Below are 24141 nucleotides of genomic sequence, written 5' to 3' on the forward strand. Positions count from 1 at the left end.
AAACTCACTTAAAACCTTTTAAAAATCAAAATTAAAAAAGGATTAATAACATGTCAGTTATTCAAAACCCTGTACTCCCTGGATTTAATGCAGACCCGAGTATTATCCGTGTAAAAGACACTTACTATATTGCGAATTCGACCTTTGAATGGTTTCCTGGCGTTCGGTTACACGAATCTAAAGATCTTCAGCACTGGAATCTTCTCCCGAGCCCTTTGTCCACAACAACGCTTTTAGACATGAAAGGAAACCCTTCATCAGGTGGGATTTGGGCACCGGCTCTCTCTTATGCTGACGGTAAATTCTGGTTGGTTTATACCGATGTGAAAATCACCGAAGGCGCCTTTAAAGACATGACCAACTACCTGACCACTGCAACAGATATACGTGGTCCCTGGTCAGATCCCATTAAACTTAATGGCGTCGGTTTCGATGCTTCTCTTTTCCATGACGAAGATGGTCGTAAATACTTAGTCCAACAAACCTGGGACCATCGTGAGTACCACCATCCTTTTGATGGCATCACGTTAACTGAATTTGATGCAAAGACTCTGAAATTAAAACCAGAAACCGCGCGTACGATTTATAGAGGCACCGCCGTTGCGCTTGTTGAGGGTCCCCATCTCTACAAACTGAACGGATACTACTACCTTTTCGCCGCTCAGGGCGGAACCGTATTTACTCACCAGGAAGTTGTTGCACGTTCAAAAAACCTGGATGCGCACAGTTTTGAAACCCAGCCAGGGGATGTGTTCCTGACTAACGTAGATACACCAGACAGTTACCTGCAAAAACAAGGGCATGGCTCTTTGGTCTCAACGCCAAAAGGAGAATGGTACTACGCCTCCCTTTGCGCTCGCCCGTGGAATCATGCGGGTGAATCGGTTTATGACCCGCGAGGTTGGTCATCGCTGGGTAGAGAAACGTCTATCCAAAAAGTGTTCTGGGATAATGATGGCTGGCCCCATATCGAAGGCGGTCACGGGGGAAAAACATTCGTGGCAGGGCCAGAAGATGCCATTTTCACTGAAAGCCCCAAAGATCATAGCCAGCACGATACATTTACAACACCAACCCTTGATATCAACTGGAATACACTCCGGGTACCGTTCACAGAAAAAATGGGAACAACAGGTGATGGAAAATTGACGTTAACGGGTCAAGGTTCTCTGGCGAATACGCATGACCTGTCGCTTATTGCCCGCCGTTGGCAAGCCTTTTATTTTGATGCTCAGGTGAAAGTTAAATTTAACCCGTTTTCTTATCAACAAATGGCGGGATTAACGAATTACTATAATGACCGTCACTGGAGTTTCATTTTCATCACCTGGAATGAAATCAATGGCCCGGTCATTGAAACAGGGGAAAATAACCGTGGGAAATATACGTCGTATCTGAAAGATGACGCCATCAAGATCCCTGAAGGTATCGAGTATGTCTGGTTCCGCACGAAAGTGCGTAAGGAAAGTTATACCTACGAATATAGCTTTGATGGGCGCAGCTTCACTGAAATCCCAGTCAAATTTGATGCCGCCGTTTTATCTGATGATTACGTTCTGCAAAGTTACGGTGGGTTCTTCACCGGCGCGTTCGTGGGCCTCGCGGCGGTAGACTATTCAGGTTATGGTGCCGAGGCAGAATTTTATGACTTCAGTTATCAGGAGTTGGGTGACTCGTTAGTGGCAAATGACGCATACAGCTGGAAGGCAAGCGAAACGCGCCAGTTCTGACAGTCTTCATGACATGAGAATAGCTTTACCCTGCGAAATTATCGGGAGCCGGAATCAGGGAAAGGTTAAGAAGTGTGGTGTACGTGAATATGCTGGAGCGGGTGAAGGGAATCGAACCCTCGTATAGAGCTTGGGAAGCTCTCGTTCTACCATTGAACTACACCCGCTTCGGTGTGTGACAGGCATTATAGACCTAACTCGCTGCCTGGCAAGACATTAAGCGACTAACTGACCATAAATTAGTCGCTTAGCATCAGACATTAACACTTCGGCGGACTGCCCTGCGGCGGCAGATAACGCAGCGGATCGATTGCAGTCGCCTTGTAGCGAATCTGGAAGTGTAAGCGAATCGAATCACTGTCCGTGCTGCCCATAGTGGCAATCTTCTGCCCTATCTTCACGCTCTCGCCGTTGTTCACAAGGATAGAATCATTGTGCGCGTAAGCCGTAATGTACTCTTCGCTGTGCTTGATCATGATGAGATTACCGTAACCGCGCAGCTGGTTTCCGGCGTAGACCACCTTCCCTGCACCGGCGGCGTAAACGGCCTGCCCGCGTTGGCCTGCAATATCAATCCCCTTGTTGCCGCCTTCAGAGGTGGTGTAACCCATCACCACTTTCCCCGTCGTTGGCCAGCGCCAGCAGCGTTGCCCCACCGGCGGCCAGGACGATTGGGGAACAGCGGAGGATGGCACCACTTTGGCCGTTTTGGTCGAGCCTTTGGAAGAGGATTTAGAGCCGCTGTTGAGCTTCAACTGCTGTCCCACTTCAATGGTGTACGGCGGTGAAATTCCGTTGAGTCGGGCAAGATCGCTGACGCTGGTGCCGGTCTGGCGGGAAATTTTATACAGCGTGTCCCCACGTTTTACCGTGTAAACGTCGCCGGACGATTTGCTCCCGGCACATCCTGCCAGTAACAGAGCAATGACCAGACAACTGACAACGTGAAAAGGACTTCTCATCAGGCTTCCTGCGCGCACAACCGATCCTCAACGAAAATAAATGGCGTCTTAGTTTAGCAGCCAGCGGCGGGATGCCAACCTTTCAGTGATCCTGAAGGGCAAAGGGATAACCCTGGGCGATAATTTCCATAATTTCTGGCAACCAGTTCGTCGCCGGGATTTTGACCAATGCCGGGTAGAACACCTGCGGTGACGGGAAAACTTCAACCACATGGCAGTGGCTGAGCCTGGTCGCATCCACTTCTGATGACGGCAACAGCGTGGCCGCCGCCAGCCCTGACTCCAGCCACTCCAGAATCACGCCCGGCTGAGTGATGTGCATGATGACTTTCGGATTGCCGCCCGCCTTGCGAAAGAGATCAATCAACATCTCGTAGGTGCCGGAATCTTTTGCCCGATGCAGTAGCACCAGCGGGAAAGCGGCCAGAGCCTGGTAATCAAAGGGGGATGGCGGACACTCTGGCAGGCATTTTTTGCTGATCACCGCCACCAGCCTGACCGGATCAAAGGAGACAAAATCAAACCCTTCGCTGCGATAAGGGCGCTGAATCATAGCCAGATCAATGGTCCCTTCATTCAGCATCGTCTCTAAATGGCTGGAATCGGTAACCGAGATATTTATTTCTGCATGGGGATTACGTTTATATAACTCCAGCAAAAGCGGTTTGAAATAGGATTGAAAAAGATGCGTTAAACCAATTCTTAACTGGAATTTTTCTTTATTCGCAATCGCGACGGTTTCTCGCGCAGTGTCTTCCACATCACGTAATATTTCACAGGCTTTACGATAAAGAAAATAACCGGCATCGGTGGGTTCAATACGATTTCCCTGACGGGTAAAAAGGGCGACGTCGAGTTCTTCTTCCAGTTCCTGGATGCGCTTACTGAGCGGCGGCTGAGCCATGTTCAGCACTTTCGCCGCCTGGCTTACTGACCCCTGCTCCACCACGCGGCAAAAATAACGCAGTCTTTTCAGATCCATACGAATTTCCCTCGTCACGATGAGGCGCTCAGTATCACACTTCACTTCGCAAAGGAAAAGCGCCTCGTGAAATCGCAATTAATACAAAAGTATTTAACAAACTGGTAAAGAGTACTTTTTTGATATGGGCTGAATCAGGAAAACGGTATTTGTTTTACCTCTCCGGCAAAAATAAGGTAGGTGCAGACATTCATTCTCTTATTTTAGATGGAACTCGCTATGTCACATTCAGATAATAAGCATCCGCATGATGTTCACGATTTACGTTCTGCTCTCGAATTATTGAAAACCCTGCCCGGCGAATATGTGGAAACCGACACTGAAGTCGATCCGCATGCTGAGCTTTCCGGTGTGTATCGTTACGTGGGTGCCGGTGGTACCTGCCAGCGCCCGACGCGTAAAAACGGCCCGGTGATGGTCTTTAATAAAATTAAAGGCTTTCATGACATCAGCGTGGCAATTGGCATTAACGGCTCACGCAAACGTGTCAGCCACTTTCTGAACTGCCCGCCGGAAAAACTCGGCCACCTGCTGAAAGATTCCGTGCAAAACCCGATTCCGCCCGTGCTGAGCCAGGACAACGCCGTCTGCCAGGAAGTGGTCCATCTGGCCACCGACGCGGGGTTCGATCTGCGTACCCTGCTACCTGCGCCGACCAATACCGAAGAAGATGCGGGTCCGTACATCACCATGGGGCTTTGCTACGCCTCAGACCCACAAACCCATGAGTCGGACATCACCATTCACCGCCTGTGCGTGCAGAGCCGCGATGAACTCTCCATGTGGCTGACACCGGGTCGCCACATTGATGCTTTCCGCATGAAGGCAGAAGCTGCGGGTAAACCGCTGCCTATCTCCATCAGTATTGGCGTGGATCCGGCGATTGAAATCGCTGCCTGTTTCGAGCCGCCCACCACCCCGCTCGGTTACGACGAACTGAGCGTTGCCGGGGCGCTGCGTGGCCATGCGGTTGAAATGGTGCAGTGTAAAACCATCAACGAAAAAGCCATTGCACATGCCGAGATAGTCATTGAAGGCGAACTGCTGCCAAACGTCCGCGTCCGCGAAGACCAGAACACCGATACCGGCAAAGCGATGCCGGAATTCCCTGGCTATACCGGTGAGGCGAAAGATGCCCTGCCCATCATCAAAGTGAAAGCGGTCACCCATCGCTACAACCCCATCTGGCGCACCACCGTAGGTCCAGGTGAAGAACACGTCAACATGGCGGGTATCCCGACCGAAGCCAGCATTCTGGACATGGTAGGCCGTGCCATGCCGGGCAAACTGCTGAACGTGTTTGCCCACTCCGCAGGCGGCGGCAAACTGCTGGCAGTCATGCAATTCAAAAAAGCGGCGGCTGTCGATGAAGGCCGCCAGCGTCAGGCAGCACTGCTGGCCTTCGCCGCATTCCCGGAACTGAAACATGTGATTCTGGTGGACGAAGACGTGGACATTTTCGACAGCGACGATGTGCTGTGGGCGATGCAGACCCGCTACCAGGGCGATGTAGACACCATCACCATTCCTGGCGTGCGTTGCCATCCGCTCGATCCGTCTCAGGTGCCGGAATACAGCCCGAGCATTCTGCAGCAGGGTACTTCCTGTAAAACCATTTTTGACTGTACGGTTCCGTTCCATTTGAAAAGCCACTTTGAGCGTTCGAAGTTCAAAGAGGTCGATGTAAAACGCTTCCTGCCTGATTTCGAATAAGGGGATAACGGTGACCACATCTCGACGCATCATTGTCGGCATTAGCGGTGCTTCTGGTTTTCAGTATGGCGTAAAGGCGCTTGAGCTTTTGCGCGGGCAGGATCTCGAAGTCCATCTGGTGGTATCAAAAGGGGCGGAAAAAACCTGCGAGCTGGAGACGGATTATCGGCTGGATGAGGTTATGGCACTGGCGGATGTGGTACACCCCATCGGCAATTTGGGGGCCTCGATATCCAGTGGTTCATTTAAGACGCTGGGCATGCTGGTTGCCCCTTGCTCGATGCGCTCGCTCGGTTCGATTGCCCATTGTCTGACGGATAATCTGCTGACACGGGCCGCCGACGTGGTGCTTAAGGAGCGCCGTCGTCTGGTGCTACTGGCTCGCGAGACACCGCTGAACCTGGGGCACATCCGTAATATGCAGGCGGTGACTGAAATGGGCGGGATTATCTTCCCGCCGGTTCCGGCGCTTTATCAACGTCCGCAAACCGCCGATGAAATCATCACTCACAGCGTCAGTCGGGCGCTGGATCTGTTCGATATTGATGTTAAAAACATTCCGCGCTGGGGCGAGGGCCACCTGCTTCATCGCGCATAACACCTGGGATTTTGTATGTTAATTGGACCTTATGTGAATGGCGGAGCGGTCATTATCGGCGGCCTGCTGGGCTCCGTTGTTGGCACCCGCATTCCGGAACGCGTCAAACTCGCGCTGCCGCTGACCTTTGGTTTGTGCTCGATTGGCCTTGGCATCAACCTGGTCATCAAAGTGAAGTTTATGCCCGCCGTGGTACTGGCAATGGTGCTGGGGGCAGTTATCGGGGAAGTTTTCTTCCTGGAAAAACAGATTGGTAAGGCGGCAGGCTCAACGCGCGGCTTGATCAACCGTATTTTCCCACCGGTACAAGGGCTGACGCATGACGAGTTTACGGAAAAATTCGTCGCTATTCTGGTGCTGTTTTGCGCCAGTGGCACGGGTATTTTCGGGGCGATGCATGAAGGCATGACTGGCGATCCGTCCATTCTGTACATCAAGACGGTACTGGATTTGTTCACTGCCGCCATTTTTGCCACCATGCTCGGTTTCTCCGTAATGACCATCGGTATTCCGCTGGTGATTGTGCAGGTCGCACTGGCGACGATTGCCGTTTATATCCTGCACATGATCACACCCGATATGATGGCGGATTTCTCCTGCGCAGGCGGGCTCATCATGGTGGCAACCGGGTTACGCATCTGCAACATCAAACCCTTCCCGGTCGCCAATATGCTGCCCGGATTGTTGCTGGTCATGCCGTTTTCAGCCCTTTGGGCCAAACTCTTTGCCTGATTGTTGATATAATCATCTGCTCGTCTGGTGGCGCTACCTGTAGCGCCATTCGGCGTTTCAAGAGCTGGAGCTGGAATGGTCATTCAAGAACACGTCATATTACTCAACGATCAGGGACAGGAAATCGGCACGCAGGAGAAGTACACCGCCCACACATCAGATACCCCATTGCATCTGGCCTTCTCATCCTGGCTTTTCAATGCTCAAGGTCAATGCCTGGTGACGCGCCGGGCCATGAGTAAAAAAGCCTGGCCTGGCGTCTGGACCAACTCCGTCTGTGGTCACCCGCAGCAGGGTGAAACCGTCGAGCAGGCGATTGTGCGTCGTTGCCGTTTTGAAGCCGGTGTGGAGATAATCGATATCACCCCTATCGCGCCGGGTTTCCGCTATCGCGAAACCGATCCTTCAGGGATCGTTGAAAATGAAATCTGCCCGGTCTTTGCTGCACAAGTCATCACGCCCGTCATCATCAATGCCGATGAAGTGATGGAATACCAGTGGGTTAAGCTTGGCGATCTGCTGAGCGCGTTAGAGGCCACGCCCTGGGCCTTTAGCCCGTGGATGGCGCTGGAAGCCGCCAGCGCAAAAGAGGCGCTTCGTCAGTTTTCAGCCAGCGTAAGGCAATAATAAATATCCTCCGGCATAGCCGGAGGTTTTTCAAATGCGCCTATAAGGCTCTGTTACCAGCCGCGCCCTAACAGGCGCATACGATCTGACATTTGCATCAGACTTCGCTACTTACGGCCCGTAAACGGGCTGCCCGGATAAGGGATCGATAACTGCTCCCCCATCTTATCCTCTTCAAGCTGGTGCTTTATGTATTCCTGTATCTTTGCCGTGTTCTTACCCACCGTGTCTACGTAGTACCCACGGCACCAGAACTCCCTGTTTCTGTACTTGAATTTCAAATCCCCAAACTGCTCATAAAGCATCAGACTGCTTTTGCCTTTCAGATACCCCATGAACCCCGACACACTCATCTTCGGTGGGATTTCCAGAAGCATATGAATGTGATCCGTACAGCATTCTGCTTCTAGAATATGGACGTTTTTCCATTCACATAGCTTTCTTAATATGCCGCCTATTGCTCTGCGTTTCTCCCCATAAAACACCTGTCGGCGGTATTTGGGCGCAAAGACTATGTGATATTTACAGTTCCATCGGGTGTGCGCTAAGCTCTTTTCGTCCCCCATTGGGACCCCCTTTTGATTTCTTGTTTAACTTTTGCAGTTGCCAGACCGCAAAGATGTTTTAACAAATCAAAAGGGGTTTTTATATCCGGCTCAAAGCTGAAAGCTTTACTGAACCCCCAGCCTAGCTGGGGGTTTTCTATAGACAAAAAAGCCCCGCGTTTTCACGCCGGGGCTTATTCACGTCTTAGCGACTTATTTTACCGGACGCATCGCCGGGAAGAGGATCACGTCACGGATGGTGTGGCTGTTAGTGAACAGCATAACCATACGGTCGATACCAATGCCCAGGCCCGCTGTCGGCGGCAGACCATGTTCCAGCGCGGTCACGTAATCTTCGTCGTAGAACATCGCTTCATCATCGCCCGCATCTTTCGCGTTAACCTGATCCTGGAAGCGTTGCGCCTGATCTTCCGCATCGTTCAGCTCGCTAAAGCCGTTACCGATTTCACGACCACCGATGAAGAATTCGAAGCGGTCAGTGATTTCCGGGTTCACGTCGTTACGGCGCGCCAGCGGAGAAACCTCTGCCGGGTATTCGGTGATGAAAGTCGGCTGAATCAGGTGCGCTTCGGCCACTTCTTCGAAGATCTCGGTCACGGTACGGCCCAGACCCCAGCTTTTCTCAACTTTGATGCCGATGCTTTCTGCAATGGCTTTCGCTGAGTCGAAGTTATCCAGATCCGCCATGTTGGTTTCCGGACGGTATTTCTGAATCGCTTCACGCATGGTCAGTTTTTCGAATGGCTTACCGAAATCAAACACTTCGTCGCCGTAAGGGACTTCGGTTTTACCCAGAATGTCCTGCGCCAGGGTACGGAACAGCGATTCCGTCAGTTCGATCAGATCTTTGTAATCCGCGTACGCCATATAGAGTTCCATCATGGTGAACTCAGGGTTGTGGCGAACGGAGATACCTTCGTTACGGAAGTTACGGTTGATCTCGAATACACGATCGAAGCCGCCAACCACCAGACGCTTGAGGTACAGTTCCGGCGCGATACGCAGGTACATGTCCAGATCCAGCGCGTTGTGATGGGTGATGAACGGACGCGCAGACGCGCCGCCAGGGATCACCTGCATCATCGGGGTTTCCACTTCCATAAAGTCGCGGTTCACCATGAACTGGCGAATGCCGGCCATGATTTTGGAACGCACTTTAAAGGTGTTGCGGGATTCATCGTTGGAGATGAGATCCAGATAACGCTGACGATAACGCGCTTCCTGATCCTGCAGGCCGTGGAATTTGTCCGGCAGCGGGCGCAGTGCTTTGGTCAGAAGACGCAGTTCGGTACAGTGGATAGACAGCTCGCCAGTTTTGGTCTTGAACAGCTTGCCTTTCGCGCCGAGGATATCGCCCAGATCCCACTTCTTGAACTGCTCGTTGTAGATGCCTTCCGGCAGATCGTCACGGGCAACGTACAGCTGAATGCGGCCGCCGACATCCTGCAGCGTAACGAAAGACGCTTTCCCCATAATACGGCGGGTCATCATGCGGCCAGCAACGGCCACTTCGATGTTCAGCGCTTCCAGCTCTTCGTTTTCTTTACCATCGAAGTCAGCATGCAGTTGGTCAGAAGTATGGTCACGGCGAAAATCGTTCGGGAACGGCAGACCTTGCTCACGCAGGTGTGCCAGCTTCTCGCGGCGGGTTTTCAGTTCATTATTAAGATCGACTGCCGCGTCAGCGCCCTGTGCGTGTTGTTCAGACATGTTGGTTCCTCATAACCCTGCTTTCAAACTTGCTTCGATGAATTGGTCCAGGCTACCGTCCAGCACCGCCTGCGTGTTACGGGTTTCGACACCGGTACGCAGATCTTTGATGCGGGAGTCGTCCAGGACGTAAGAACGGATCTGGCTGCCCCAGCCAATGTCAGACTTGTTGTCTTCCAGCGACTGCTTCTCGGCATTTTTCTTCTGCATTTCCAGTTCATAAAGCTTCGCTTTCATCTGCTTCATGGCCTGGTCTTTGTTTTTGTGCTGCGAACGGTCGTTCTGGCACTGGGTTACCGTGTTGGTCGGGATGTGCGTAATACGCACCGCCGATTCCGTACGGTTAACGTGCTGACCACCCGCGCCGGATGCGCGATAAACATCGATACGCAGATCCGCCGGGTTGATTTCGATATCGATATCGTCATCTACTTCCGGGTAGACAAACGCAGAACTAAACGACGTGTGGCGACGACCGCCGGAATCGAACGGGCTCTTACGCACCAGGCGGTGAACGCCCGTTTCGGTACGTAACCAGCCAAAGGCATACTCACCAGAGATCTTGATGGTCACGGATTTGATACCCGCTACTTCACCTTCTGATTCTTCGATGATTTCGGTTTTGAAACCGCGGGCTTCTGCCCAACGCAAATACATGCGGGTCAGCATGCTCGCCCAGTCCTGCGCTTCGGTGCCGCCGGAACCGGCCTGGATATCCAGGTAGCAGTCAGCGCTGTCGTATTCGCCGGAGAACATACGGCGGAATTCGAGCTGCGCCAGCTTATCTTCCAGCACGTCAAGCTCAGTGATAGCTTCGTTGAAGGTCTCTTCATCATCGGCTTCAACCGCGAGCTCCAACAGACCGGAAACATCTTCCAGCCCCTGACTCATCTGATCGAAGGTTTCTACGATGGCTTCGAGGGAGGAACGCTCTTTACCCAGCGCCTGTGCGCGTTCAGGTTCGTTCCAGACGTCCGGCTGTTCCAGCTCGGCGTTTACTTCTTCAAGACGCTCTTTCTTGGCATCATAGTCAAAGATACCCCCTAAGAACGTCGGAACGCTCTGTGAGGTCTTGAATGCGGTTTCTTACCGGATTGATTTCAAACATGGTCTGTTTTCTTTTAATGGACTTGTCAAAATGCGGTCATAAGGGCGGAATTGTAGCGGATCCACGCCCTTATTAGTAGAGATTACTGGCGCTAAATTGGCCAGAGATTTTCGATGATAAGTTGCACGCTGCGGTTGCCACGAAACTCGTTCACATCCAGTTTGTAGGCGGCCGTGACCTGACGCACGCCGTTATCCGGCCAACAGGTGGTATCCACATTAAACGCGATACCGTCGAGCAGCGGACCACCACCAACGGGTTCAAGCATCACTTTCAAATGACGTTCGCCCACCAGCCGCTGTTGCAGAATGCGAAACTCGCCGTCGAACATCGGTTCAGGGAACATCTGTCCCCAAGGACCGGCTTCGCGCAGCATCTCGGCAATCTCAAGGGTCATATCCTGCGGGGCCAGTGTCCCATCGGATACGATCTCCCCTTGCAGCAATGAAGGATCCAGCCACTCCGTGACCAGTTCACCAAAGTAGCGCTGGAATTCATCGAAACGAGATTCTTCGAGAGACAATCCTGCCGCCATCGCATGTCCACCGAATTTGATCATCAGGCCAGGGTAAAGCGTATCCAAACGCTCCAGCGCGTCGCGCATGTGCAGACCCTGAATTGAGCGCCCAGAGCCTTTGAGGGTCCCTTCGCCAGCAGGCGCAAAGGCAATCACCGGACGGTGAAAACGCTCTTTGATACGCGAGGCGAGAATGCCCACCACGCCCTGATGCCACTCAGGGTGGTACATCGCCAGACCACCCGGCAGCGTGTCGCTGCTACGTTCAAGCTTCTCGCAGAGCATTAGTGCTTCAGCCTGCATTCCCTGCTCAATCTCTTTACGTGTCTGGTTAAGGGCATCCAGCTCACTGGCGAGCACTCGAGCCTCACCGAGGTTCTCACTTAACAGCAACGCGACACCCACGGACATATCATCCAGCCGCCCGGCAGCGTTAAGACGCGGCCCCAACGCAAAGCCTAAGTCACTGGCTGCCAGTTTTTGTGCATCGCGATTGGCAATTTCCAACAGCGCTTTAATGCCCGGCCGGCATTTTCCGGCACGAATACGGCTCAACCCCTGCCAGGTGAGAATGCGGTTATTGGCGTCCAGTGGAACCACATCGGCTACCGTACCGAGTGCAACCAGATCAAGCAGTTCGGCAAGGTTAGGTACGGCAATACCACGCGCGTCAAACCAGCCGTTATCACGCAGGTACGTGCGCAATGCCAACATCAGATAAAATGCCACCCCCACACCCGCCAGTGATTTCGAAGGGAAATCACACTCTCGTAAGTTGGGGTTAATAATGGCTTCGGCTTCGGGCAGCGTGTCACCGGGTAAATGGTGATCGGTAACCAGTACCGGAATCCCCAACTGATGCGCACGCTCAACCCCGGCGTGGGAAGAGATACCGTTATCAACGGTAAGAATAAACTGCGCACCACGGGCATGGGCCTGGTCCACCACTTCCGGGCTCAGACCATAACCATCTTCAAAGCGGTTCGGTACCAGATAGGCAATGTTACTGCCACCCAGCGCTCGCAAAGCCAGCACGCTCAACGCGGTACTGGTGGCGCCATCGGCGTCAAAGTCCCCCACCACCATAATGCGCAAGCCTTCACGCAGGGCGTTGTAGAGCACCTCGACGGCTTTATCAATCCCGTGCAGGCGCTGCCAGGGCAACATGCCTTTTACGCCGCGTTCCAGATCGCTTGCCTGGCATACGCCGCGACTGGCATACAATCGACTTAACAGCGGGTGTAAATCCGCCGGGAGTGCCGCAGTGTCGGCAGCTTCGCGGCGGCGAAGGTGTATTTCAGATTTCACAGGAGTTACTTACCGCCAGTCTGTTTCTGGTGCTCATCAAGGAAGGCTTTCATCTCTTTCGGCCCCTGATAGCCCGGTACAACATAGCCGTTACTCAGCACAATCGCCGGTGTACCGTTGACGCCAAACTGCACGCCCAGTGCGTAGTGGTCAGCAATATCCACGTCACAGCTGGCCGGTTTCACCCCTTTGCCGCTCATTGCATCATCAAAGGCTTTGTTGCGGTCTTTCGCACACCAGATGGCTTTCATGTCCTGCTCTGCCTGGCTTTCCAGCCCCTGACGCGGGAAGGCCAGATAACGCACGGTGATGCCCAGTGCGTTGTAGTCAGCCATCTCTTCATGCAGCTTGTGGCAATAGCCGCAGGTGATGTCGGTAAAGACGGTAATAACGTGTTTTTCCTGCGGTGCTTTGTAGACAATCATCTCTTTCTCGAGCGCATTGAGATGGGTCATCAGCAATTTGTTGGTCACGTTAACGGGCTGAGCACCGCTCACGTCATACATTGGCCCCTGAATGATATGTTTGCCATCTTCAGTCACGTACAGCACGCCACTGTTTGTCAGCACAGTTTTCAGGCCAGCAACAGGCGCAGGCTGGATATCGGAGCTCTGCACGCCCAGTTTTGCCAGCGACTGCTTGATCGCTGTGTCATCAGCGTGGGCAACACCGGTCAGTGCTGCGGCCATCAGGGTCAATGCGATGAAACCTTTTTTCATAACGAATCCTTAGTAACCCACCATCACGCTCGAGGATGATGTTGTTGATGAAGCTGTCGCAGTCGCTCTGTCGCAACGTGCGTATAAATCTGGGTGGTGGAGAGATCGCTATGGCCCAGCAACATCTGAACCACACGTAAATCTGCACCGTGATTGAGTAAATGTGTAGCAAACGCATGACGCAAAACGTGCGGTGAGAGCTTTTCGCTATCAATGCCCGCCAGTTGCGCATAGTGCTTGATGCGGTGCCAAAAGGTTTGCCGCGTCATCTGTTGGGCGCGCTGGCTCGGGAACAACACATCAATAGACACTCCATTCAGTAGCCAGGGACGACCGTGCTCGAGCCAGGTTTCGACCCAGTACACCGCCTCTTCGCCCAGCGGCACCAGCCGCTCTTTGTTGCCTTTACCGATGACACGCACCACACCCTGGCGCAAACTGATGTCACTCATGGTCAACCCAACCAGTTCAGAAACACGCAAACCGGTCGCATAAAGCACTTCCAGCATGGCTTTATCGCGTAACTCCAGCGGTTGGTCAATGGTCGGAGATGCTAATAGCCGCTCAACCTGCGCTTCACTGAGATCTTTCGGCAGACGCTGGGGGAGTTTCGGTGAAGCCAGCAGTGCGCTGGGATCGTCTTCGCGGAATTTTTCCCGGTACAGATGCTGAAAGAAGCGGCGCATCGCACTTAACAAACGTGCCGAGCTGGTGGCCTTGTAGCCGCCCTCCATTCTCTCGGCCAGTAAGCCTTGCAAATCATCCGCTTGTACACTGTGCAAACTCAGTTCTCGATGATGCAACCACTCGACCAGTCCCTGTAGATCGCGGCGGTACGCACTAAGGGTATTTTCCGCCAGGTTGCGCTCCAGCCAAAGGGCATCAAGAAACTGTTCGATGCGTGCGAGATCCTGCTCCATCCCAACCTCTTCTTCATTCGTGTCGCTGCATTATGCCTGATTGATATCTGATTCTGGTACACTGCGGGCAAAGACACATCCAGAATTGAGACGTTTACGTTATGAACATCGGTCTTTTTTATGGCTCCAGCACTTGCTATACCGAGATGGCAGCGGAGAAAATCCGCGACATTATTGGCCCGGAGCTGGTGACGTTACACAACCTGAAAGATGACGCTCCCGAACTGATGGAGCAGTACGACGCGTTAATCCTCGGCATTCCGACCTGGGATTTTGGCGAGTTACAGGAAGACTGGGAAGCCATCTGGGACAAGCTCGACACACTGAACCTTGAGGGGAAAATCATCGCCCTTTATGGCATGGGTGACCAGCTTGGATACGGGGAATGGTTCCTGGATGCACTGGGTATGCTGCATGACAAACTAGCCCCGCGCGGCGCAAAATTTGTCGGTTACTGGCCGACGGAAGGCTATGAATTCACCAGTGCCAAACCGGTCATTGCCGACGGTCAACTTTTTGTCGGCCTGGCGCTTGATGAAACCAATCAGTACGACCTCAGCGATGAGCGCCTGCAAAGCTGGTGTGAACAAATTCTGATGGAGATGGCAGAGCAGTTTGCCTGACCCGCTCTGACCTTAGTTCTGCCCCTGCGCCGACTGTTGCGAAATCATTCGGCGCAAATCACGCCACTCCTGCGCATCCATACTGTCTGCAGCCAACCATAAATGCTGACGGCGTCCGTCTTCGCTGCGTCGTAATCGTATAATCATCCCGATGCTTAACATCCAGGGTGTGCCCACAATCTCCCATTCCACACCCTGCCATCGCAGTCGGGAATCCATTAACAGCTTAATTTCACCCTGCCGCGCATTGATGCGGCGCTGACTGCGAACACAGTCAAACACCACCAGCGAGAGCAGTAACAGCCAAAGTGGCGTGTAGCTTAATGGCCAGGGTACAAGCAATACAAAAGCCGCCATCAAACCGTGGAGAAGTAATGAAAGCCATTGTGAGCGCCATGAGACGCGTAAATCAGATTGCCACAGGACCACGTTCCCGATTCCGTGTTTGAATTAACTGTACCATCCGTTGCAACTCGCCATCCTGCGGTTTGCCATGATTCATTAGCCAATTGAATAAATCCGGGTCATCACTTTCCAGAAGGCGGACAAACACACGCTTATCTTCGTCGCTTAGCGAATCATATTCATGCTCAAAAAAAGGCATGATTGAAATATCAAGTTCGCGCATTCCGCGTCGGCACGCCCAGTGAATACGGGCTTTGTTGCTAATATCCATTTCTGATTCCTGCATAGCCGCGATGGGAAACCATTGTAACGTGTTTTTAATCATCCATTAGCGGAATATTTATATTTACGCGCAGTGTTCCAGAATAAGTCTCAGAGATGTAAACCATTACCTTAATTTACGTGGCGCTTCGCATTCGGTGATTAGCGCACGAATCGCCTGTTTTTATTGCTTGCATTGATGAGTGGCTCTTTTACCATTACGTCATGACACCGCGTCAGGCTAATCAGGACACAACATATGGCTTTTACTTCGTTTCCTCCGCGCCAGCCGACCGCCTCTGCGCGTTTGCCGCTGACACTTATGACCCTCGATGACTGGGCTTTAGGCTCCATTACGGGTGCGGACAGTGAAAAATATCTGCAAGGACAGGTCACTGCCGATGTGGCTAAGCTCACTGACGATCAGCATCTGCTGGTCGCGCATTGCGATGCGAAAGGCAAGATGTGGAGCAACCTGCGCCTGTTCCGTAAAGAAGGCGGTTTTAACTGGATCCTGCGCCGCAGCGTCGCGGCGGATCAACTGACTCAGTTGAAGAAATATGCCGTGTTCTCGAAGGTGGTTATCGCCACTGACGATGAAAAAGTGCTGCTCGGTGTTGCCGGTTTCCAGGCCCGTGCTGCGCTGGCAAATCTGTTTGCTGAGCTACCTGATGCTGAAAAACAGGTTGTGCGCGAAGGTGAAACCTCCGTGCTGTGGTTTGCGCATCCGGCGGAACGTTTCCTGATCGTGACGGACGTTGCCACCGCTGAGCGCGTGACTGAAGCTTTACGCGGTGAAGCGCAGTTAAACAACAGTCAGCAATGGCTGGCGCTGAACATTGAAGCCGGATTGCCAGTTATTGATGCGGCCAACAGTGCGCAGTTCATTCCGCAAGCTACCAATATTCAGGCGTTGGGTGGCATCAGCTTCAAAAAAGGGTGCTACACCGGTCAGGAGATGGTCGCCAGGGCGAAATTCCGTGGTGCCAATAAGCGTGCTCTCTGGTACCTGGCAGGTAATGCCAGTCGTGTACCGGAAGCGGGTGAAGATCTGGAACTGAAAATGGGCGAGAACTGGCGTCGCACCGGTACGGTGCTGGCCGCCGCGCAGCTGGATGATGGCCGCGTTCTGGTGCAGGTCGTGATGAACAACGATATGGAACCCGATAGCGTGTTCCGCGTGCGCGATGACGCGAACACTCTGGCGATTGAACCCCTGCCATACTCGCTGGAAGAGTGAGTTCAAATGCCGGGTGGCGTCTTCCGCCCTACCCGGCACCCTTACTTAAACCTGCCCGACGTACAGATAAATCGCCAGGAAGTGACAAACGCTGCCGCCCAGCACAAAGCCGTGCCAGATAGCATGGTTATAGGGAATGCGTTTACAGACGTAGAAAATCACGCCCAGCGAATAGACCACACCGCCTAACGCCAACAACGTCACCCCACCAACGGACAGCCGGGTCGCAAGCTGATAAACCACAATCAGCGACAGCCAGCCCATGGTCAGATAGGTCACCAGCGACAACACTTTAAAACGGTGCGCGATGGTCAGTTTGAACAGAACCCCCAGCAGCGCCAGACTCCAGATAACCACCATCAGTCCGCGAGCCAGCGGCGAATTCAACCCCACGAGCAAGAACGGCGTATAGGTTCCGGCAATCAGTAAATAGATTGCGCAGTGGTCAAATTTTTTCAGCCACACCTTAGCCCGCTGGTGAGGAATGGCGTGATAAAGCGTCGAGGCCAGGAACAGCAAAATCATACTGCCGCCATACAGGCTGTAGCTGGCGATCGCCATAATACTGGCGTTACTATCCACCGCCTGAACCAGTAACAGCACCAGTCCCACAATCCCAAACACCAGCCCGATGCCGTGGCTGATGCTGTTGGCTATTTCCTCAGCCAGTGTATATCCCTGCGCGATAAGTGGTTTATCCACCATAGTTAACTCCGGGAAAACTCAAATTGAAACGTCGCGGGTATAGAGTAACTGAGAATGATTTCAGTGCACACCTGTTCGCTAAAAAAAATCAATAAACCGATCAAAGCAATTAAAATCAGTTAGTTAATGACTTAAATTAAACTTACACATGTGCGCGATTTATTTTAAACATTTAAAATCAATGACATAAAACTGCTGTTGCTCAGGGTAGATTTCAGCAATGACCTGCCTGAGTTCGTCGAGCGTCATGTTTTCCTGCTGCGCATGCTGTTCAGTCAGGGTGTCCAGCGTCACTGTGGAGGTGCCCATCACCTGGATTGTGCAGAAGTACTCATCATCTTCGTAGCGTCCAACACGCAGGATATCGCCCGCTTTGAAGTGCGATTCCATTTCATCACGGATCGTAATGGTTTTACGCCCGGCCAGAATGTCGCTCTGAAAACGTTGAAAAAAAGTGATGTCGTTCGGCTGCATGTTATTATTCCCTGAAGATAAATCAGATAAGTGAGTCATCGCCATCGTGAGTATGTTCTCCCACGCCGCAATTGCCAGTCTCAACAATCTTGAGATGATGGTCTACAACTATGTCGTCAAAAACCGTGACAAAGTGATGTACATGACCATCCGCGAACTGGCCGACGGTGCAGGAGTCTCTACCACCACGGTGTTGCGTTTCTGCCGTAAATTACAGTGCGAAGGTTATTCTGAGTTTCGCGTGCGATTTAAATTATATTTAGAGCAGAACGAACCGCAACAGGCGAATTTCGGTGCCAGCGAAATTATTAGCTTTTTCAAAAGTGTGAACAATGACGAATTTGATATTCTGTTAGATAAAGCGGTCGACATTATATTATCGTCAGAGCGCATTATATTCGTCGGTGCTGGTACTTCTGGCGCGCTGGCAAAATATGGCGCACGCTTCTTCTCAAATATTGGAAAATTCAGCAACCATATTGACGATCCTTATTTCCCGGTTACCAATGACATGGCAAGAAATGCGTTAGCCATTGTGCTTTCCGTGTCTGGTGAGACCGAGGAGATTCTGCGCTTCGCCAGCCAGTTCAGCCTGCATCACTGCAAAGTGCTGTCGATAACCAGTCACGAACATTCGCGCCTTGCTAAGCTTGCGGACTTCAACCTCTCCTGGCACGTGCCGCAAACACGTATCGCTGGCGTTTACGATATCACGACGCAAATCCCCGTTATTTATATTCTCGAATCTCTAGGCCGAAAACTGGCGAGAAAAATAGCATAAAAAAACAGGCTGTTTTTTTGATGTAACAAGTTACCGCCTGGGTAATTTGTTATATCGTGACATTTTAATTCCCTTTGTTAGACTCGACCTCAGAAATTAATATACCGAGACGAGCGACGATGAAAAAACTGACCTTACCAAAAGACTTTTTATGGGGCGGCGCGGTAGCTGCGCATCAGGTTGAAGGCGGCTGGAATAAAGGCGGCAAAGGCCCGAGCATTTGTGATGTGCTGACCGGTGGCGCACATGGCGTTCCGCGTGAAATCACCCAGGAGGTCATTGAAGGGAAATACTACCCTAACCACGAAGCCGTCGACTTCTACAGCCACTACAAAGAAGACATCAAACTCTTCGCCGAGATGGGCTTCAAATGCTTCCGCACCTCTATCGCATGGACCCGCATCTTCCCGAATGGGGATGAACAGCAGCCAAACGAAGAAGGTCTGAAATTCTATGATGATATGTTTGACGAGCTGCTCAAATATAACATCGAGCCGGTTATCACCCTGTCCCACTTCGAGATGCCTCTGCACCTGGTGCAGGAGTATGGTGGCTGGACTAACCGTAAAGTCGTTGATTTCTTTGTTCGCTTCGCCGAAGTGGTGTTTGAGCGCTACAAATCCAAGGTCAAATACTGGATGACCTTTAACGAAATCAACAACCAGCGCAACTGGCGCGCACCGCTGTTTGGTTACTGCTGTTCCGGCGTGGTCTATACCGACCATGAGAATCCGGAAGAGACCATGTACCAGGTTCTGCACCACCAGTTCGTAGCCAGCGCCATCGCGGTGAAAATCGGTCACCGCATCAACCCGGAAATGCAGATTGGCTGCATGCTGGCGATGGTGCCGCTGTATCCGTTCTCCTGCAAACCAGAAGATGTGATGTTTGCTCAGGAATCCATGCGTGAGCGCTATGTCTTTACCGATGTGCAGTTGCGTGGTTACTACCCGTCTTACGTGCTGAACGAGTGGGAACGCCGTGGCTTCAACATCAAGATGGAAGCTGGTGACGAACAGGCGCTGCGCGAAGGCACCTGCGACTATCTGGGCTTCAGCTACTACATGACCAACGCAGTCAAAGCGGATGGCGGTACCGGTGATGCCATTTCTGGCTTCCAGGGCAGCGTGCCGAACCCGCACGTTAAAGCGTCCGACTGGGGCTGGCAGATTGACCCGGTAGGCCTGCGTTATGCGCTTTGCGAACTGTACGAGCGTTATCAAAAGCCGTTGTTTATCGTTGAGAATGGCTTTGGTGCTTACGACAAAGTCGAAGAAGATGGCAGCATCAATGACGATTACCGCATTGATTACCTGCGTGCTCACGTCAAAGAGATGGTCGAAGCAGTCACCTATGACGGCGTTGACCTGATGGGTTACACCCCGTGGGGCTGCATTGACTGTGTTTCCTTCACCACCGGTCAGTACAGCAAACGCTACGGCTTTATCTACGTGAACAAGCACGACGACGGCACCGGCGACATGTCCCGTTCCCGTAAGAAGAGCTTCGACTGGTATAAAACCGTGATCGCCAGCAACGGCGAGAATATCTAACAGGGATTCCCCTCATCCTAACCTTCTCCCCATAGGGGAGAAGGGACTTTCCGGTGCGGTCTGTAATACTGGCTCAATCGGGTTTGCCCCCTCACCCCTTTGGGGAGAGGGCCGGGGTGAGGGGCAGTCGCTTATTTCCCACCCGCCAGCTCAATAAAACTCCCCGTCACGTAAGAGGCTTTCTCACTGAGCAACCAGACGATCGCCTGGGCCACCTCTTCCGGCTGACCGCCGCGCTGCATGGGCAATGACGCCTTTACCCGATCCACTCTTCCCGGTTCGCCACCAGAGGCATGCATTTGTGTGTAGATAAACCCCGGGCGCACGCTGTTAACACGTATTCCCTGTGCGGCGACTTCCAGCGACAATCCCGTTGTCAGCGTATCCATAGCCCCTTTTGACGCGGCGTAATCAACATACTCACCCGGCGAACCCAGCCGAGCTCCGGCTGATGAGACATTAACAATCGCCCCTCCCTGCCCACCGTGCGGTAGCGCCATACGCTTGATAGCTTCCCGGCAGCAGAGAAAGGTGCCGGTTACGTTAGTGCACAGCACCTGATTGATGCGTTCAGCCGTCATCGCTTCGACACGACTTTGGGTAAACAAAATACCTGCGTTATTCACCAGTGCCGTCAACGGCTGGCCTTCTTCATCAATACGCGCAAACATCGCTACAACCTGTGCTTCATCGCTGATGTCAGCCTGAACCGCAAAGGCACGCCCCCCCGCGTCGACAATAGCCTCCACCACAGACTGCGCGGCTTCCACGTTTTGCTGATAATTTACCGCTACCGTATAGCCCTCAGCGCCAAGCTGTAACGCCGTTGCTTTGCCAATTCCCCGACTTCCGCCGGTCACCAGTGCTATTGCCACTTTTCGTTCTCCCAATAAAAAAGCCGGGTGCAGCAAATGCTGACCCGGCCAGAAGTATAGTGCGAAGTGATTACTCGTAATCGCTCATCGGCACGCAAGAGCAGAACAGGTTACGATCGCCGTAAACATCATCCAGACGTTTCACCGTCGGCCAGTACTTGTTCGCCAGCCCTGCCGGGAAGACCGCCAGCTCACGGGTGTAGGCATGGTTCCACTCAGCCACCAGCTCGTTCTGGGTGTGCGGGGCATTGACCAGTGGGTTGTCTGCCAGCGGCCATTCACCTGCTTTCACACGGACGATCTCCGCGCGAATAGCCAGCATCGCATCAATAAAGCGATCCAGTTCAGCTTTGCTTTCCGATTCAGTCGGCTCAACCATCAGCGTTCCGGCGACCGGGAAGGACATGGTCGGCGCATGGAAACCGTAGTCAATCAGGCGCTTGGCGATATCAAGCTCACTGATACCGGTCTCTTCTTTAAGCGGGCGAATGTCGAGAATACATTCGTGAGCCACATGGCCATCACGCCCGGTATAGAGTACCGGGAAAGCATCCTGCAGGCGGCGGGCAATATAGTTCGCATTGAGGATCGCGACCTGGCTTGCCTGTTTCAGCCCTTCGGCACCCATCATGCGGATGTACATCCAACTGATGGGCAGAATAGACGCGCTGCCGAATGGGGCCGCAGACACCGCGCCCTGACGGGTCAGCATGCCTTCGATTTGTACCACGCTGTGACCCGGCACAAACGGAGCCAGGTGCGCTTTCACGCCGATTGGCCCCATGCCCGGACCGCCACCACCGTGAGGAATACAGAAGGTTTTGTGCAGGTTGAGGTGAGAAACGTCGGCACCGATAAAGCCCGGCGAGGTGATCCCCACCTGCGCGTTCATGTTTGCGCCGTCGAGGTAAACCTGGCCACCGTACTGATGCACGATGTCGCACACTTCACGGATCGTCTCTTCATACACACCGTGAGTGGACGGGTAAGTCACCATGATGCAGGAGAGGTTTGCCCCCGTCTGCTCTGCTTTCGCACGCAGGTCAGCCAGATCAATGTTGCCATTCTTATCACATGCCACCACCACCACCTGCATGCCCGCCATTTGCGCAGACGCCGGGTTGGTACCGTGGGCAGAGCTTGGGATCAGACAGATATCACGATGACCTTCATTGCGGCTTTCATGGTAATGACGAATCGCCAGCAGACCCGCGTATTCACCCTGTGCACCGGAGTTCGGCTGCATGCAAAGGGCATCGTAACCGGTCAGTTTCACCAGCCAGTCGGAGAGTTGGTTGATCATCTGGTGATAGCCTTCAGCCTGCTCTGCCGGGCAGAACGGATGCAGTTCAGCAAATTCCGGCCAGGTGATCGGGATCATTTCAGCTGCGGCATTCAGTTTCATGGTGCAGGAACCCAGCGGGATCATCGCCTGATTAAGCGCCAGATCTTTGCGTTCCAGAGAGTGCATGTAACGCATCATCTCGGTTTCGCTGTGGTAGCGATTGAACACCGGGTGGCTCAGGATCGCATCGTCACGCAGCATCACGGCAGGCACCGAGCGGCTGTCATGCGCCACCTCTTTGTCCAGCGCATCAATCTCCAGCCCGTGCGCATCACCCAGAACCACGGCGAACAGCGCCTGAACATCTTCACGGGTGGTGGTTTCATCAAGCGTAATACCCACGGCGTTGAGAATGTCGCTACGCAGGTTGATTTCAGCGGCTTGTGCACGAGCCAGTACGCCAGCTTTGTCTGCCACTTCCACACACAGGGTATCGAAGTAGTGAGCGTGACGCAGTTTCAGCCCTTTTTGCTGCAGGCCGGTTGCCAGAATATCGGCCAGGCGATGGATACGCCCTGCGATTCGCTTCAGGCCAACCGGACCATGATAGACCGCATACAGGCTGGCGATGTTGGCCAGCAGAACCTGGGACGTACAGATGTTGGAGTTGGCTTTTTCGCGGCGGATATGTTGCTCGCGGGTCTGCATCGCCATACGCAGCGCCGTGTTACCCGCCGCATCTTTAGAGACACCAATGATACGGCCCGGCATGGAGCGTTTGAATTCATCTTTTGCCGCAAAGAACGCGGCATGCGGCCCGCCATAACCCATCGGCACGCCAAAACGCTGGGCGGAGCCGAAGACGATATCAGCACCCTGTTTGCCAGGGGCCGTCAGCAACACCAGCGCCATAAAGTCGGCAGCCACGCTCACGACCACTTTGCGGGATTTCAGCTCGGCGATAAGCGCACTGTAGTCATGCACTTCGCCCGTGGTGCCGACCTGTTGCAGCAGCACACCGAAGACATCCTGGTGATCCAGGACTTTGCTCGCATCATCAACAATGATGTCAAAGCCAAAGGTTTCAGCGCGTGTGCGGACGACGTCAAGGGTTTGCGGGTGAATATCGGCAGCAACAAAGAAGCGATTGGCATTCTTGAGCTTACTGACGCGTTTGGCCATCGCCATCGCTTCGGCGGCGGCAGTCGCTTCATCCAGCAGTGAGGCGGAGGCAATATCCAGACCGGTCAGATCAAGCGTGACCTGCTGGAAGTTCAACAGTGCTTCGAGACGACCTTGTGATACCTCTGGCTGATATGGCGTATACGCCGTATACCAGCCCGGATTTTCCAGCATGTTACGCAGGATAACCGGCGGCAACTGCACGGCGGTGTAACCCATGCCAATGTAAGACTTAAAGCGCTTGTTGCGGCTGGCAATGGCTTTCAGCTCCGCAAGTGCCGCAAATTCGGTGGTCGCCTCGCCAATATCCGGCGGTGTCGCCAGCTGAATATCTTTCGGGACGATTTGCGAGGTCAGCGCATTGAGCGACTCTGCCCCAACAACAGCCAGCATGTCATGTTGCTGCTGTGCGTCCGGGCCAATGTGTCTTTCAATAAATGCGCCGCGATTTTCAAGCTGACTTAACGTCTGAGTCATGAGCGAGGGTTCCTGAAACGTGCAAGTGAATTTACGTTCCCTCTCCCTTTGGGAGAGGGTTAGGGTGAGGGGAAGATTGGCACCCTCA

At 53.0% G+C, this 24141-nt stretch carries 23 protein-coding genes and 1 tRNA gene; 9 read left to right on the forward strand and 15 right to left on the reverse strand.

The annotated features are described in order from the left end of the window. Window positions 1-50: 50 nt before the first annotated feature. Window positions 51-1730 (forward strand): glycoside hydrolase family 43 protein, encoded by a 1680-nt coding sequence (locus AC5JPW_RS22375; protein WP_494243269.1) that lies wholly within the window; start codon window positions 51-53, stop codon window positions 1728-1730. Between the two features lie 93 nt (window positions 1731-1823). On the opposite strand, the gene AC5JPW_RS22380 is transcribed toward AC5JPW_RS22375, so the two are convergent. The 3 genes from AC5JPW_RS22380 to AC5JPW_RS22390 form a co-directional block, all read right to left on the reverse strand. After that, window positions 1824-1897, reverse strand: a tRNA-Gly gene (locus AC5JPW_RS22380). A gap of 93 nt (window positions 1898-1990) precedes the next feature. Beyond that, window positions 1991-2692 carry an amidase activator ActS gene (gene actS / locus AC5JPW_RS22385; RefSeq protein ID WP_494243270.1) on the reverse strand — a complete coding sequence of 234 codons (702 nt, stop codon included), beginning with the start codon at window positions 2690-2692 and terminating at the stop codon, window positions 1991-1993. A gap of 82 nt (window positions 2693-2774) precedes the next feature. Further along, complete coding sequence (locus AC5JPW_RS22390; RefSeq protein ID WP_494243271.1) at window positions 2775-3674, reverse strand: LysR family transcriptional regulator; 900 nt, start codon at window positions 3672-3674, stop codon at window positions 2775-2777. A gap of 219 nt (window positions 3675-3893) precedes the next feature. Between AC5JPW_RS22390 and AC5JPW_RS22395 the strand changes: the two genes are divergently transcribed. The 4 genes from AC5JPW_RS22395 (at window position 3894) to idi (ending at window position 7344) form a co-directional block, all read left to right on the forward strand. Next, window positions 3894-5387: a UbiD family decarboxylase gene (locus AC5JPW_RS22395; RefSeq protein ID WP_494243272.1), complete on the forward strand. Its 1494-nt coding sequence runs from the start codon at window positions 3894-3896 to the stop codon at window positions 5385-5387. 10 nt (window positions 5388-5397) lie between these two features. Next, on the forward strand, window positions 5398-5985 hold the full coding sequence (locus AC5JPW_RS22400; RefSeq protein WP_494243273.1) for a UbiX family flavin prenyltransferase: 588 nt from the start codon (window positions 5398-5400) through the stop codon (window positions 5983-5985). 15 nt (window positions 5986-6000) lie between these two features. After that, entirely contained in the window at window positions 6001-6717 is a 717-nt protein-coding gene (locus tag AC5JPW_RS22405) for a DUF554 domain-containing protein (protein WP_494243274.1), read from the forward strand. Window positions 6718-6792: 75 nt separating this feature from the next. After that, entirely contained in the window at window positions 6793-7344 is a 552-nt protein-coding gene (gene idi, locus AC5JPW_RS22410) for an isopentenyl-diphosphate Delta-isomerase (RefSeq protein WP_494243275.1), read from the forward strand. Window positions 7345-7451: 107 nt separating this feature from the next. Here idi and tnpA read toward each other — a convergent pair whose 3' ends face one another. The 6 genes from tnpA to xerD form a co-directional block, all read right to left on the reverse strand. After that, window positions 7452-7910, reverse strand: coding sequence for an IS200/IS605 family transposase (gene tnpA / locus AC5JPW_RS22415; protein WP_494238354.1), 459 nt, complete (start codon window positions 7908-7910; stop codon window positions 7452-7454). Window positions 7911-8102: 192 nt separating this feature from the next. Then, complete coding sequence (lysS, locus tag AC5JPW_RS22420; RefSeq protein ID WP_494243276.1) at window positions 8103-9620, reverse strand: lysine--tRNA ligase; 1518 nt, start codon at window positions 9618-9620, stop codon at window positions 8103-8105. A gap of 9 nt (window positions 9621-9629) precedes the next feature. After that, a protein-coding gene (prfB, locus tag AC5JPW_RS22425) for a peptide chain release factor 2 (protein WP_494243277.1) occupies window positions 9630-10728 on the reverse strand; the annotation gives its coding sequence in 2 pieces (ribosomal slippage) (window positions 9630-10652 and window positions 10654-10728; 1098 coding nt in all). 91 nt (window positions 10729-10819) lie between these two features. Next, a complete protein-coding gene (recJ, locus tag AC5JPW_RS22430) occupies window positions 10820-12553 on the reverse strand; it encodes a single-stranded-DNA-specific exonuclease RecJ (RefSeq protein ID WP_494243278.1) in 1734 nt (577 codons plus the stop codon). 5 nt (window positions 12554-12558) lie between these two features. Continuing rightward, window positions 12559-13272, reverse strand: coding sequence for a bifunctional protein-disulfide isomerase/oxidoreductase DsbC (dsbC, locus tag AC5JPW_RS22435; RefSeq protein ID WP_494243279.1), 714 nt, complete (start codon window positions 13270-13272; stop codon window positions 12559-12561). A 23-nt stretch (window positions 13273-13295) separates the two neighbouring features. Continuing rightward, the gene (gene xerD / locus AC5JPW_RS22440) at window positions 13296-14192 is read right to left on the reverse strand and encodes a site-specific tyrosine recombinase XerD (RefSeq protein ID WP_494243280.1); all 897 of its coding nucleotides are present in this window, start codon (window positions 14190-14192) and stop codon (window positions 13296-13298) included. Between the two features lie 101 nt (window positions 14193-14293). Here xerD and fldB point away from each other — a divergent pair, with 101 nt between their 5' ends. Further along, window positions 14294-14815, forward strand: a complete 522-nt coding sequence (fldB, locus tag AC5JPW_RS22445; protein WP_494243281.1) for a flavodoxin FldB — start codon at window positions 14294-14296, stop codon at window positions 14813-14815. A 12-nt stretch (window positions 14816-14827) separates the two neighbouring features. Here fldB and AC5JPW_RS22450 read toward each other — a convergent pair whose 3' ends face one another. Together AC5JPW_RS22450 and sdhE are read right to left on the reverse strand one after the other, a co-directional pair. Continuing rightward, window positions 14828-15244 carry a protein YgfX gene (locus tag AC5JPW_RS22450; protein ID WP_494243282.1) on the reverse strand — a complete coding sequence of 139 codons (417 nt, stop codon included), beginning with the start codon at window positions 15242-15244 and terminating at the stop codon, window positions 14828-14830. Beyond that, complete coding sequence (gene sdhE, locus AC5JPW_RS22455) at window positions 15225-15491, reverse strand: FAD assembly factor SdhE (RefSeq protein WP_494243283.1); 267 nt, start codon at window positions 15489-15491, stop codon at window positions 15225-15227. The genes AC5JPW_RS22450 and sdhE overlap by 20 nt, the downstream gene beginning before the upstream one ends. 249 nt (window positions 15492-15740) lie before the next feature. Between sdhE and ygfZ the strand changes: the two genes are divergently transcribed. After that, window positions 15741-16721 (forward strand): tRNA-modifying protein YgfZ, encoded by a 981-nt coding sequence (gene ygfZ, locus AC5JPW_RS22460; protein ID WP_494243284.1) that lies wholly within the window; start codon window positions 15741-15743, stop codon window positions 16719-16721. A 45-nt stretch (window positions 16722-16766) separates the two neighbouring features. On the opposite strand, the gene trhA is transcribed toward ygfZ, so the two are convergent. Then, window positions 16767-17426 (reverse strand): PAQR family membrane homeostasis protein TrhA, encoded by a 660-nt coding sequence (trhA, locus tag AC5JPW_RS22465; RefSeq protein WP_494243285.1) that lies wholly within the window; start codon window positions 17424-17426, stop codon window positions 16767-16769. A 159-nt stretch (window positions 17427-17585) separates the two neighbouring features. Then, the gene (yqfB, locus tag AC5JPW_RS22470) at window positions 17586-17900 is read right to left on the reverse strand and encodes a N(4)-acetylcytidine aminohydrolase (protein WP_494243286.1); all 315 of its coding nucleotides are present in this window, start codon (window positions 17898-17900) and stop codon (window positions 17586-17588) included. A gap of 52 nt (window positions 17901-17952) precedes the next feature. Here yqfB and AC5JPW_RS22475 point away from each other — a divergent pair, with 52 nt between their 5' ends. Together AC5JPW_RS22475 and AC5JPW_RS22480 are read left to right on the forward strand one after the other, a co-directional pair. Beyond that, window positions 17953-18681 carry a MurR/RpiR family transcriptional regulator gene (locus tag AC5JPW_RS22475; protein ID WP_458047258.1) on the forward strand — a complete coding sequence of 243 codons (729 nt, stop codon included), beginning with the start codon at window positions 17953-17955 and terminating at the stop codon, window positions 18679-18681. 119 nt (window positions 18682-18800) lie between these two features. After that, on the forward strand, window positions 18801-20234 hold the full coding sequence (locus tag AC5JPW_RS22480; RefSeq protein WP_494243287.1) for a 6-phospho-beta-glucosidase: 1434 nt from the start codon (window positions 18801-18803) through the stop codon (window positions 20232-20234). Window positions 20235-20365: 131 nt separating this feature from the next. On the opposite strand, the gene AC5JPW_RS22485 is transcribed toward AC5JPW_RS22480, so the two are convergent. Beyond that, window positions 20366-21109, reverse strand: a complete 744-nt coding sequence (locus AC5JPW_RS22485) for an SDR family oxidoreductase (RefSeq protein ID WP_494243288.1) — start codon at window positions 21107-21109, stop codon at window positions 20366-20368. Window positions 21110-21179: 70 nt separating this feature from the next. Further along, window positions 21180-24053: an aminomethyl-transferring glycine dehydrogenase gene (gcvP, locus tag AC5JPW_RS22490; RefSeq protein WP_494243289.1), complete on the reverse strand. Its 2874-nt coding sequence runs from the start codon at window positions 24051-24053 to the stop codon at window positions 21180-21182. Between the last annotated feature and the right edge of the window lie 88 nt (window positions 24054-24141).

The organism is Phytobacter sp. (genome assembly GCF_059074235.1).